This window comes from Lacibacter luteus, assembly GCF_004118265.1.
Taxonomy (GTDB): Bacteria; Bacteroidota; Bacteroidia; order Chitinophagales; family Chitinophagaceae; genus Lacibacter; species Lacibacter luteus.
This window is the reverse complement of the sequence record NZ_SDHW01000001.1, coordinates 476,199-488,706: the sequence shown is the minus strand read 5'-3', so window position 1 is coordinate 488,706 and position 12,508 is coordinate 476,199. Positions and strand designations below refer to the sequence as shown.

Sequence of the window (12,508 nt, the reverse complement as noted above, 5' to 3'; positions counted from 1 at the left end):
GAACTCAAAGAAATAAAACTACGCCAGTTTAATCTTACTAATCATATAACTGATCATGAGGCCAAGTGTAGCTATTACAGCAAAGGAAGAACGTAGTCCTCCCAGTTCAGCAATATAACCGATCAACGGTGGTCCCATCAAAAAGCCCAAGAAGCCAACACCCGATACTGTTGCAATGGCAATACCACTTGCTACTTCTTTTACTTTTCCTGCCGTACTATACACAAGCGGAATAATACTGCTCACACCAAAACCGACGATCATAAAGCCAATGGTGGCGAAAATGATATTGGGCAACAGCACTGCGATCATCATACCCGAAAAAATAAGCACACCACTTAACTGTACCATTTTCTTACGGCCAAAACGTTCTGCTAATTTATCGCCTGTAAAACGTCCCGTTGCCATCATCACCATGAATGATGCATAACCTAATGACACCAGTTCACCTTTTACTTCCACCACTTCTTTAAAATACACACCGCTCCAGTCGAACATACAACCTTCGGCGCTTAAACAACAAAAAGCGATCAAGCCTAATTGTAATAGCAAACCTTTCGGAAACTGGAAACGTTTAAATGAAGAAGCGCTTTTACTTGTGGGCGTAATGATGAGATATTTCTGAAAGAAAATATTCAGCGTAATAACAATCGCCGCAACGATCATAAAATGATAAACAGGCAACAGATCCAAACGCATCATCAATAAACCAACCAATGCACCTGTAAAACCTGCCGTGCTCCACACACCATGAAACGATGCAAGGATAGATCGTCCAAACAAATGTTCAGCATTCACCGCCTGTGTGTTTACCGAAATATTGCAGAGATTACCTGTTAAACCAAAAACATAAAGGGACAAAGCCAGTTGCCACGATGAAGTAGTGGCACCGATCAGGATCAATGTTAACGCATAACCTGCTGCTGCCAATCGCAACACATACTTACTTCCAAAACGTGTAACCAGTTTGCCGCTGAAGGGCATCATAGTTAATTGTCCGGCAGGTAATGCCAACAGAATACTACCCAATGCAGCTTCGGATAATTGTAAAGTAGTTTTAATATCAGGAATGCGGCTTGCCCAACTGGCAAAGCAAATGCCCTGGCAGAAAAAGAAAACGGAAACGGCGATACGCATACGCAGTTTCGAATAGTCAGTGTTTGCTGTAGAAATAGTCGATAATGTCTGTTCCAAGAGGCAAAATTATCCGAAAAACAGGCGGGAATCATAGCATAATCGTAATAAAATCATGTAAACGTTTTCGCAAACGTTTGTACAGGATGCGGCAGGATAGATACCGCTCATTCTATGGCTAATTTGTGAGCAAATAAATTGCTATGCTGCTGCGATTGCCTGTTTCTGTACCAACGGTAAGCTGTGTGCCGAAGGTTCGATCTCCACTTCATTTCCTACCGGTTAGTATTATTCAATGCTCTTTACAGAGTGAGAAACGTATTTACAAATCGAACTGTACACTACAGTTGCAATAGGGTTATGCCTGCTTGTTTGTCAATGAAAAAAGTTCTACTCTTTCTCGTTCTAGCTTTTTGCTTCACTGCAACAGCACAACGTAAAATGGAAAAACTCAACCGTGGTACAGTTGCGGTTCGGGTTAACAGTTCATCCGTATTTATCAGTTGGCGTTTATTCGGCACCGAAACGGCTGCTACTGCATTTAATATTTATCGAAACGGAGTTAAACTCAACGGCACACCCATTACAGGTGCAACAAATTATACAGATGCAGTTACTGCAAATGAAACGTATGTGGTGAAAGCTGTTGTAAATGGTGTAGAAGAAAGCAACAGCATGCAGGCTACTGTATGGGCAAAGCAATATATGCAGATTCCCATTCAGCAACCGGCGGGCGGCACAACGCCTGATGCTGTTGCCTATACTTACACCGCAAACGATGCAAGTGTGGGAGATGTAGATGGTGATGGTGAATACGAGATCATTTTAAAATGGGATCCTACTAATTCAAAAGATAATTCACAATCTGGTTATACAGGTAATGTGTATCTCGATGCATATAAAATGAATGGCACAAGATTGTGGCGTATCGATCTTGGTATTAACATTCGTGCTGGCGCACACTACACTCAATTTCTTGTGTATGATTTTGATAGTGATGGTAAAGCAGAAGTTGCCTGCAAAACAGCCGATGGCACAAAAGATGGTGTTGGTACAATTATCGGAAATGCAACAGCTGACTATCGTAACAGCAGTGGTTATGTTTTGAGTGGTGCTGAATATCTTACCGTGTTCAATGGATTAACAGGTGCAGCAATGGATACAAAAGCATACACGCCGGCAAGAGGAACGGTGAGCAGTTGGGGCGATAGTTATGGTAATCGTGTCGATCGTTTTATTGCAGCGGTTGCATATCTCGATGGCATTTCTCCAAGCATGGTGTTTGGTCGTGGTTATTACACACGTTTGGTGCGAAGTGCATGGGATTTTAAAAACGGGCAGTTAACACAACGCTGGATATTTGATAGCAACACAAGTGGCAATGGAAGTTATGCAGGCATGGGTAATCACCAGATGACGGTAGGTGATGCAAACGGTGATGGTAAAGATGAAGTGTATAATGGTTCGAGTGCAGTAAATTATGATGGCACGGGTTTCTTTGCAAATGGATTAGGACATGGTGATGCGTTACACATGACAGATATGGATCCTGATCGTCCGGGTTTGGAGATTTGGCAGTGTTATGAAGAAGAATCGAAATATGCAGGCAAAGGTTTGCGTATGCTTGATGCAAAAACAGGTCAATCACTTTGGGGCATCAATACTACAGGTGATATTGGCAGGGCTTTAGCAGCGGATATCGATCCCCGTTATAAAGGTTATGAATGTTGGGGCACAGGCACATTACAGGATTGTAAAGGAAATCAAATTGCAACATCACGCCCAAGTATTGACCATGTTGTGTGGTGGGATGGTGATCTGCTAAGGGAAATTCTTGATGGCGATGTATTGGATAAATGGAATTATAATACAAATAGCTCAAACCGTTTGTTAACGCTTTACCAGGCAGGTCTTGGTTATGGCGGTTCAAATAATTCAACCAAAAAGAATCCTTGCTTAACAGCAGATCTGTTGGGCGACTGGCGAGAAGAAATTATTCTACGCAGCACCGATCAACAATTTCTCAACATTTATACAACGGTGAACGAAACAACACACCGCATTTACACACTCATGCACGATCCGCAATACCGCCTGGCAATTGCATGGCAAAACTCTGCCTATAATCAACCGCCTCATCCCGGTTTTTATTTGGGTGAAGAAATGAGTGCGCCACCAACGCCCAATATTCAACTGGTGGAGAATATTACAACAGCTGTAAACAATTTGCAGCGTGAGCTGATAGCAGTTGATGTATTTCCGAATCCCGCTGTAAAAACATTTCGCATTAAAGCCAACGGAAATTTTACTTTCCACATCTATGATGCAGGCGGCAAACTGCAACAGCAGGGCACAGCCATTAATCAAACAGAAACAGGTGCTGAGTTAGGCGCAGGCATTTATTTTATAAAAGTGATGAGTAAAAAACAAACAGCAACCATTAAGATCATTAAACAGTAAAATGAATACAAGTAAACAAAGCAGTTTGATCGTTCTCTTTTTATGTACAGTATTATCAGTAACTGCTCAAACATCAGTTGTTCCCGAGTGGACAAAGAAAGTAGGTGCAAGAAGTTTTCCTTCGGACAAAACAGTTTATTATGTCAACAGTTATGGTGCAGTAAGCGATACCGTTACTGTCAATACAAAAGCTATTCAAAGCGCCATTGATGCATGTGCAGCAAAAGGCGGCGGCATTGTTGCATTTAAACCGGGTACTTATGTTACAGGTGCTATCTTTTTAAAAAGTAATGTTCATTTGCGAATTGATAAAGGCGTGTTGATCCTTGGTTCGCAAAACTTCGATGATTATCCCGATATGGATAGCCGTATTGCAGGGCTTGAAATGAAATGGCCTGCTGGACTCATCAATGCATTGAATGTAAAGAACGTGGCTATTACCGGCGAAGGCATTATCAATGCAAGAGGAAAATTCTGCTGGGATAAATATTGGGCGATGCGGAAAGAGTATGATGCAAAAGGTTTACGCTGGATCGTTGACTACGATGCTAAACGTGTCCGTACATTGCTGGTGCAGAATGCAACCGATGTTTCAGTAAAAGGATTAACGTTTAAGAACGCCGGTTTCTGGACAGTGCAATTATTGTATTCATCTTACTTAACTGTTGATGGCGTGGTGATCAAGAACAACGAGGATGGAAGTGGACCAAGTACAGATGGTATTGATGTGGATTCATCGAGCTGGGTGCTGATACAGAATTGTGACATTGATTGTAACGATGATAATTTCTGTTTAAAAGCCGGGCGTGATTGGGATGGATTGCGAGTAAACAAACCAACTGAGTACATAGTGATACGCAAATCCATTGCACGCCGTGGTGCAGGACTTGTTACACTTGGCAGTGAAACATCAGGCAGCATCCGTCATATTTACTGCACCGATCTCTATGCAAAGAATACCGATAATGGTTTGCGTATTAAATCGGCAACAACACGTGGTGGAGTAGTGGAGGATGTGTACTTCGTTAATTCTGTTTTGGATTCTGTTCGTAATGCGTATCAATTCAATTTGAACTGGTATCCTGCTTATAGTTATTCTGAATTACCCAAAGGTTATACCATGGAAACTGTTCCTGCTCATTGGAAATCGATGCTGCAGAAAGTGACCCCTGCTGAAAAAGGAATTCCTGCTGCAAGGAAATTTGTGATTCAGAATGTAAAGATCACCAATGCACAAAAAGCATTTGAGATAAATGGTCTTCCGCAATCGTTGCTGGAAGACTTCCGCTTTGTCAATTCCATCATCACTGCCAACACGTTGGGCACTATGGAATATACCAAAGGCTGGAAATTTATCAATACAAGTATTGATGTTTCAACAAAACCTGTGGAAAAGAAAAAAGAACCCACAGGGATTGAAGAGCAGGAACGTCTAAAAGGATAGTTTAATAATTTATAGTTGACAATTGCAAAACTGATAATTGATTGTATAATGAATAGAACCCCTTTATTAGTAAGCAGCTCTAAAGAGTCGGCTTACTATTCACCATTCACTATTCACCATTCACCAAAGGTTTTCCTGGTGCTTATTGCATTTTTTTCCTTACTCACATCGCAGGCTCAATACCAGATGGAATTCCTCACCCGTGGCGTACATGCGGTACCTGCAGGTAATGGAAAAGTATTTGTAAGCTGGCGTTTGCTGGGGACAGAAGACCAGGGGCTTACTTTCAATCTCTATAAAACAGTTGGTGGCAAAACAAAAAAACTGAATCGAACCCCATTGCTGAAAGCAACCGGGTTTATTGATGAAGCTGTTGATACAAATGCAGTGAACGTATATACTGTCAAAGCGATCATTAACAAAAAAGAAGAGGCAAAAGGTGAATCGTTTACACTTGCTGCGAGTGCAAAACCATATCTCTCCATTCCGTTACGCACACCACAAGGTTATTCGGCCAATGATGCAAGTGTTGGTGATGTAGATGGTGATGGTGTGTATGAAATTTTTGTACACATGACGGGTCGTGCAAGAGATAATTCACAGGCAGGTATGACTGACCCACCCATCATTCAATGTTATAAAATGAATGGAACATTTTTATGGGAGATCAACCTTGGAAAAAATATTCGAGAAGGGGCACACTATACACAGTTCATGGTGTACGATCTGGATGGCGATGGTAAGGCAGAGATCGCTATGAAAACGGCTGATGGTAGTATTGATGGCAAAGGAACTGTTATTGGCGACAGTACAAAAGATTACCGCAATCAACGTGGTTATATTTTAAGTGGCCCGGAGTTTCTTACTGTGTTCAACGGACAAACAGGTGCTGCTATTTCTACAGTGAGTTATGATCCTCCAAGATTTCCAACATCACTTACTCCATCAGAAGCTGAATTAAAAACAATGTGGGGTGATGGTTACGGCAATCGCATGGATCGTTTTATTGCAGCTATTGCTTACCTCGATGGCAAACACCCATCATTGGTAATGTGTCGTGGATATTATACAAGAACGGTGTTAGCTGCATGGGATCTAAAAGGAAATCAATTAGTGAAGCGTTGGGTATTTGATAGTAATACAGAAGACAATAAATCATATGCAGGACAGGGTAATCATAATATTAGTGTTTCAGATGTTGATGCTGATGGAAAAGATGAGATCATCTATGGACAAATGACGATTGATGATAACGGCAAAGGTTTGTATTCAACAGGCATTGGTCATGGTGATGCATTGCATGTAAGTGATATGGATACAGAACGTCCGGGTTTGGAAGTGTTCGGCATACAGGAACGCTTTGGTGATGCAGGTGCAAATTTTCGTGATGCAAAAACAGGTGAAGTGATCTGGAAGAAAGCATCCGTAAAAGCAGGTGAAGATGGTGAAGGGCCTGGTCGTGGTTTGGCATTGGATATTGATCCACGTTATCCCGGTTTTGAATGTTGGGTGGCAGGTGCAGGTATAACAGGCTTGTTTGATAATAAAGGAAATAAGATCGCTGAAAAGACACCGCCTTGCAATATGGGTATTTATTGGGATGGTGATGCATTAAGTGAAGTGTTGAATGGTGTGAACATCAGCAAATGGGATTATGTCAACAATTCAATGGTAAAATTATTTGATGGAAGAGATTTCGGCTGTGTAAGCAACAACGGCACCAAATCAAATCCATGTTTAAGTGCAGACTTATTTGGCGATTGGAGAGAAGAAATTATTTGTCGCACGACAGATAGCAAAGAACTACGAATCTATTCAACTTCTATCCCAACAGAAATTAAATTATACACTCTTATGCATAATCCGCAATACCGGTTGAGCATTGCGTGGCAGAATGTGGCGTACAATCAACCGCCGCATGTAAGTTATTTTATTGGTGAGGGAATGAAAACACCCGCCAAACCAAATATTGTGATCGTTAATCAAAAATAAAGATGTCTGTTCACCCGAAGGGTGACTGTACATCAACAAAGAGCTTAAATGAACTTCATTAAAAAAAACAAGCGTGCGATGCAGCTGCTGCTGTTGTTCTTTGCAACATCATCATTTATCGTACTGCGCAATCAAAAACCAACCTTGTATATCATTGGTGATTCAACTGTACGAAATACCAACCGTCCGCAATGCGGTTGGGGCGAAATGATCGGGTCGTTTTTCGATACCACACAGATCAGCATCAGCAACCAGGCGATGGCTGGCAGGAGTACAAGAACATTCATTAAAGAAAAGCGTTGGGAGAAAGTTTTGTCAACTTTACAGCAAGGCGATTTTGTCATCATGCAGTTTGGTCATAACGAAGGCAGTAAGCCCGATACTTCACGCAATGGTTACCGTGGTGTGTTGCGTGGCACAGGCGATGATTCGGTAAGTCTTACATGGAAAGACAGCAGCATTGAAGTGGTGCATAGTTACGGGTGGTATTTGCGTAAATTCATTCGTGAAGCAAAAGAGAAAGGTGCTACGCCGATTATTTGCTCTATGATTCCACGCAATCAGTGGACTGACGGCAAAGTTCGTTTGGCGAATAAAGACTTTGGTAAATGGGCGAAAGAAGTGGCAGAGAGTGAAGGCGTTGCTTTTGTTGATCTGAATACCATCACCGCCGAAAAGTATAATGTGCTGGGTGAAACAGAAGTGGCTAAGCTCTTTTACAAAGATCATACACATACCAATGAAGACGGGGCAAAGATCAATGCCGCATCGGTGGTGGAAGGACTTAAACTGCTTAGCGGCTTGCCTCTCATCAACTATTTATTAAATTGATTTCAACGAATACAAAATGAAAAGACTTTTATTAGCTGTAGCTGCAATTGTAACCATGTCGTTTACTTTACTGCAGACAAAGCCGGTGTTTTATATTATTGGCGATTCAACGGTACGTAATGGTTCGGGTACAGGCAGTAACGGACAATGGGGCTGGGGTAGTTTTGTTGCGGAGTATTTTGATACGTCGAAGATCTCTGTTCAGAATCATGCATTGGGAGGACGCAGCAGTCGTACGTTTATTACAGAAGGCAGATGGGAAAAGATCATTGCTAATTTAAAGAAAGGTGATTATGTGATCATGCAGTTTGGACATAACGATGCAAGTCCGTTAGATGATACTGCACGAGCAAGAGGAACCATCCGTGGTATTGGCAACGACAGTTCAGAAATATGGAATCCCATTCGAAAAATAAAAGAAACGGTTTACAGTTATGGCTGGTATATGCGTAAGTATGTGCGTGAAACAAAAGAAAAAGGTGCTGTGCCTATTATTTGTTCGTTGATTCCACGCAACAACTGGAAAGATGGAAAAGTTGGTCGCTCAACTGATAGTTATGCATTGTGGGCTGAACAAATTGCAAAAGAAGAAGGAGCGTACTTTGTTGACCTGAATAAACTGATCGCTGATAAATACGATCAGTTGGGAGAAGCAGAAGTAAGCAAATTCTTTCATGGTGATAAGACACATACCGGTCTTGATGGTGCAAAGATGAATGTGGAGATTGTTATTCAGCAATTGATCTTACAAAACCCAGGTGAACTTGCACATTATATTGTAAAGAAATAATTTCTCTTCGTCACTGCGGTATGTATAGGTTGCTTCGTATCTCCGACGCTTTGGCCGGAGGTATAAACTCGCAATGACGTTTATTTAAACAACACTAAAACTATTATATGCCACGTATTGCATCCCGCATGAAAATATTCAAAGGCCAGGAAGAAGAATACAAACGTCGCCACGACGAACTCTGGCCCGACCTTGAAGAACTGCTGCACCAAACAGGCATCAGCGATTACAGTATTTTTTTAGATGAAGCCACAGGTGATCTGTTTGCTGTATTACAAGCTGAAGATCCTGCAAAGCTCAGCGATCTGCCCAATCATCCTGTGATGAAAAAATGGTGGGCTTATATGAAAGACATCATGGAAACAAACCCGGATAACTCACCCGTAAGTACGCCGTTGAAAGATGTGTTTTATATGCAGTAATTAAAACAGTGTTTTACTGCCGCCATGTTTTGCTTCATGCTCCAGCAGCCATTGCTTGCGATGCAGACCTCCTGCATAGCCGGTTAACTTTCCATCGGCTCCAACCACACGATGGCAGGGAATAATGATCGCCAATGGATTTTTTCCATTGGCAGAAGCCGCTGCACGGATGGCTTTTACATTGCCCAAGCGTTTAGCCATGTGTAAATACGTAATGGTTTCTGCAAAAGGAATCTGTACTAACTGATTCCATACGCTTTGCTGAAAAGCTGTTCCTGCCGGGCGAAGCGGCAGATCAAATTGATGAAGCTTTCCTGCAAAATAAGCATCGAGTTGCTGTAATGCTTTTTGCAGAAGTGGAGTAGGGCTTGTTGCTGCACGTTTTTGTTCATCCATAAATGAAGCAACAGTTAAATAGCCATTTTCATCTGTCAGTTCAATAAAACCGATCGGTGATTTGTAATACGCAATATGAATTGTTGCATCAGCCAATGGAGCCTCCGTTTTGAACAGGTTTATCCGGTGTAACTAAAACTACTTCTTTGTTTTCGTCGTACACACCCAATACCAAACATTCGCTGAAGAAGTTGGCGATTTGTTTAACAGGAAAATTTACAACAGCTATAATCTGTTTGCCCATCAATTCTTCTTTGCTGTAATGATGTGTGATTTGTGCAGAAGAACGTTTTAAACCAAGTTCACCAAAATCGATTGTTAATTGATAAGCAGATTTGCGTGCATTGGGGAAATCACTTACTTCAATAATTGTTCCGGCCCTGATCTGTACTTTTTCAAAGTCGTTCCAGGTAATCAACTCATTCATGGTTATCTGTTAGTTGCGATGCAAGCGAAAGCAAGTCTTGTTTTTTGTAATTATTTTTCTCGTTATCAAAACAACGGGCATATTCACCAAGCATGCGTGCAACAACCTGTTTATTCTCTAATGGTTTAAAGTAGGAGGCCGATGGTGCTACGTTGATGCGTTTAAAATAGGTTTCAACATCTTTATGTGAAAATATCTGCCCGGTTGCGCCATCCATATAAAACTGGATATGCTGTGGCGGAAAGTCGTTGTCTATATCCGATGGCTCATCATCAAAATAAGCAAGAATGAACTGGCGGGGTATATTGATCATGTACAGATTAATATCCAGCAAATGCGAAAGACTCAACAAAAGAATACCGATTGAAATAGCATTTCCTTTTTTCGATTCGATCAATTTATGCAGCAGAAATTCGTCGGGGTGATTGTAATTGATCTCAACACCTTTTACCTTGTAATAATTGAAAATAATATTGTTGAGCACATTTACTTTTTCCAGAGCCGTAAGAAAACTGTTCAGTTCCAGCCATACATTTCTCCTTATTTTTTCCAGCTCCTGGTAGTGCGATGATAGATTGAGATCGGGGTACTGGTAACGGCTTACAAGCAGAGCACCGGTAAACAGATCGTGTTCTTTATCGTTGGCCCATGCATTAAAATCAACCTGCAGATCACGGTAATGCAGACTATGGATCAACATTTCAATCCTTTCCTGGGTGTACTCGTCGGGTGTATTTTCCCAAAGATTCTCCAGGTTAGGGATGATTTGTTTGCCCAACGAGATGATTTTTTCGCTGACGGTAGAGTAAACTTCAGCGTCGGGATCATCAATCAGGTGGAGCAGGGCTGTTATTTCTTTTGTTTGTTCCATATAGGGTTCAAAATCTATGATGCGGTAAAACTGAATTTTAAATTGCAAAATCTGTGAAACTTTACTGAAAAAAGTTGTTCACAATGATGTGAATGGAGTGGATAGTGTTTTGAAAACGAGTTTATAACAACACTAAGTGCAATTACTTAGCCCGGCTTCGTGTTACTATCAAATTACGGAAAATGCTAAGTTGTTAAAAGATTTTGTATTCCCGATTGCGGTAATATTGTTCTATTAAATCCGATACCTAAGAAACCAAGTGGCGAAAGCCCTTAAAATCCAAACAAGAAAGGCCTGTTTTTAAATCCCGACCCAACCCTATGCAAAGCTAACGGCTTCTGTACCTAAAAGAGAACGGACAACGAAACAAAAAATTCTCGAAGCCTGATAAGAATCCCCGACATGTCGGGGATTTTTTATGTACATACCTTATGATTGAAGTGAATGGATGACCAATACGCCTGCTAATCCCAGTATCGAAATAACAGTTTCCATCACCGTCCAGGAAAGAAAGGTTTGTTTAAGCGATAGTTTAAAAAACTCTTTGTACATCCAGAAACCTGAATCGTTGATGTGCGAACCAAACACACTGCCACTGCCTACAGCCAACACCATCAACTCCGGAGAAGCTGCTCCACTTGTTACTAACGGAGCAACAATACCTGCTGCTGTAATACCGGCAACTGTTGCTGAACCAATAGTAACACGCAGCAACGCAGTAACAACCCATGCAAAGATCAACGGCGGCATTTGCCATTTACTGCTGAATGATGCAATGTATGCACCGGTACCACTATCCTGTAATACCTGTTTAAATACGCCGCCTGCTGTAATGATGAGTAAGATCATAGCAATGCCGGAGATGCCATCGCTCAACCATTTCATCAGTTTATCCACTGCAATGTTTCTGCATATACCAAAAAGATAAAAAGCCAGTAACACAGCAATAAGTAAAGCAATGGTTGAATCGCCTATAAACAGTAGTATTGTTTTAAGTATTCCTTCAGCTAAAAAATTATGTGCAATAACTGCAAGAGTGATCAATAACACAGGCAATAATGCAACAAAAAAACTTGGAGCAGCCGCAGGCAGTTCTTTTAATTCTGTTTCAACAGGAGAAAATAAATTGCTTTGTGATGATGTGATTCCTTTTACCATTCGGCCAAGCAAAGGCCCGGCAACAATTACAGCAGGAATGGCAATGAGTATTCCATAGATCAATACCTTACCCATATCTGCTTTGAATGCATTTACCAATACTACCGGGCCGGGATGTGGCGGCAGAAAGCAATGCATAGTACTGAGCGATGCTGCCATTGGAATCGCAATGTACAAAAGCGGCAAGCCTGTTTTCTTTGCTAACATAAAAACAAGCGGCACGAGTATTACAAAACCGGCATTGTAATAAAGCGGAATGCCAATTAAAAAACCGGTGAGCAATACAGCCCATTGTATATTTTTTTCGCCAAAACGTTTAATGAGTGTGATAGCAATTTTTTCTGCTGCACCACTTGCTTCTAAAATTTTTCCCAGTACTGCACCCAAGCAAAGAATAAGTGCAAGTCCACCCAATGTACTGCCCACACCTTTTTCAATTGACTTGAGTAAATCTGCAGCAGGCATGCCTAAGGCAAGACCGGCAACGATCGCTACGATCAGCAGGGATAGAAACGGGCTTACTTTTTTTACGGTTAAGAAAACCTGTAAGGCAATGGCAAGTATGATAATAAGAAAGGTCAAG

At 41.4% G+C, this 12,508-nt stretch carries 11 protein-coding genes; 6 read left to right on the top strand and 5 right to left on the bottom strand.

Annotation, left to right across the window (positions count from 1 at the left end):
- Positions 1-18: 18 nt before the first annotated feature.
- Positions 19-1,194, bottom strand: coding sequence for an MFS transporter (locus ESA94_RS01765; protein ID WP_240670959.1), 1,176 nt, complete (start codon positions 1,192-1,194; stop codon positions 19-21).
- A gap of 381 nt (positions 1,195-1,575) precedes the next feature.
- On the opposite strand from ESA94_RS01765, the gene ESA94_RS01760 reads away from it, so the two are divergent.
- From ESA94_RS01760 to rhaM, 6 genes are all read left to right on the top strand, one after another.
- Positions 1,576-3,594 (top strand): rhamnogalacturonan lyase family protein, encoded by a 2,019-nt coding sequence (locus ESA94_RS01760; protein WP_240670958.1) that lies wholly within the window; start codon positions 1,576-1,578, stop codon positions 3,592-3,594.
- A 1-nt stretch (position 3,595) separates the two neighbouring features.
- On the top strand, positions 3,596-5,038 hold the full coding sequence (locus tag ESA94_RS01755) for a glycoside hydrolase family 28 protein (protein WP_129129136.1): 1,443 nt from the start codon (positions 3,596-3,598) through the stop codon (positions 5,036-5,038).
- Positions 5,039-5,086: 48 nt separating this feature from the next.
- Positions 5,087-7,030 carry a rhamnogalacturonan lyase gene (locus ESA94_RS01750; protein WP_205755892.1) on the top strand — a complete coding sequence of 648 codons (1,944 nt, stop codon included), beginning with the start codon at positions 5,087-5,089 and terminating at the stop codon, positions 7,028-7,030.
- Positions 7,031-7,078: 48 nt separating this feature from the next.
- Positions 7,079-7,861, top strand: a complete 783-nt coding sequence (locus ESA94_RS01745) for a rhamnogalacturonan acetylesterase (RefSeq protein ID WP_205755891.1) — start codon at positions 7,079-7,081, stop codon at positions 7,859-7,861.
- A gap of 16 nt (positions 7,862-7,877) precedes the next feature.
- Entirely contained in the window at positions 7,878-8,651 is a 774-nt protein-coding gene (locus tag ESA94_RS01740; RefSeq protein ID WP_129129135.1) for a rhamnogalacturonan acetylesterase, read from the top strand.
- Between the two features lie 107 nt (positions 8,652-8,758).
- On the top strand, positions 8,759-9,073 hold the full coding sequence (gene rhaM, locus ESA94_RS01735) for an L-rhamnose mutarotase (protein WP_129129134.1): 315 nt from the start codon (positions 8,759-8,761) through the stop codon (positions 9,071-9,073).
- On the opposite strand, the gene ESA94_RS01730 is transcribed toward rhaM, so the two are convergent.
- The 4 genes from ESA94_RS01730 to ESA94_RS01715 all read right to left on the bottom strand — a co-directional run bounded on the left by ESA94_RS01730 (position 9,074) and on the right by ESA94_RS01715 (position 12,507).
- A complete protein-coding gene (locus ESA94_RS01730) occupies positions 9,074-9,565 on the bottom strand; it encodes a methylated-DNA--[protein]-cysteine S-methyltransferase (protein WP_240670957.1) in 492 nt (163 codons plus the stop codon).
- Positions 9,558-9,896 (bottom strand): tRNA-binding protein, encoded by a 339-nt coding sequence (locus tag ESA94_RS01725; RefSeq protein ID WP_129129133.1) that lies wholly within the window; start codon positions 9,894-9,896, stop codon positions 9,558-9,560. The genes ESA94_RS01730 and ESA94_RS01725 overlap by 8 nt, the downstream gene beginning before the upstream one ends.
- Complete coding sequence (locus ESA94_RS01720; RefSeq protein WP_129129132.1) at positions 9,889-10,767, bottom strand: transglutaminase family protein; 879 nt, start codon at positions 10,765-10,767, stop codon at positions 9,889-9,891. Before ESA94_RS01720 ends, ESA94_RS01725 begins: the two co-directional genes overlap by 8 nt.
- A gap of 429 nt (positions 10,768-11,196) precedes the next feature.
- Entirely contained in the window at positions 11,197-12,507 is a 1,311-nt protein-coding gene (locus ESA94_RS01715; RefSeq protein ID WP_129129131.1) for a gluconate:H+ symporter, read from the bottom strand.
- Position 12,508 lies beyond the last annotated feature (1 nt).

What these genes read in the sequence shown, in the direction of transcription:
- ESA94_RS01725 (WP_129129133.1), bottom strand. Translation starts at nt 9,896, where the DNA reads ATGAATGAGTTGATTACCTGGAACGACTTTGAAAAAGTACAGATCAGG.
- ESA94_RS01750 (WP_205755892.1), top strand. Translation starts at nt 5,087, where the DNA reads ATGAATAGAACCCCTTTATTAGTAAGCAGCTCTAAAGAGTCGGCTTAC.
- ESA94_RS01740 (WP_129129135.1), top strand. Translation starts at nt 7,878, where the DNA reads ATGAAAAGACTTTTATTAGCTGTAGCTGCAATTGTAACCATGTCGTTT.
- rhaM (WP_129129134.1), top strand. Translation starts at nt 8,759, where the DNA reads ATGCCACGTATTGCATCCCGCATGAAAATATTCAAAGGCCAGGAAGAA.
- ESA94_RS01755 (WP_129129136.1), top strand. Translation starts at nt 3,596, where the DNA reads ATGAATACAAGTAAACAAAGCAGTTTGATCGTTCTCTTTTTATGTACA.
- ESA94_RS01745 (WP_205755891.1), top strand. Translation starts at nt 7,079, where the DNA reads ATGAACTTCATTAAAAAAAACAAGCGTGCGATGCAGCTGCTGCTGTTG.
- ESA94_RS01720 (WP_129129132.1), bottom strand. Translation starts at nt 10,767, where the DNA reads ATGGAACAAACAAAAGAAATAACAGCCCTGCTCCACCTGATTGATGAT.
- ESA94_RS01760 (WP_240670958.1), top strand. Translation starts at nt 1,576, where the DNA reads ATGGAAAAACTCAACCGTGGTACAGTTGCGGTTCGGGTTAACAGTTCA.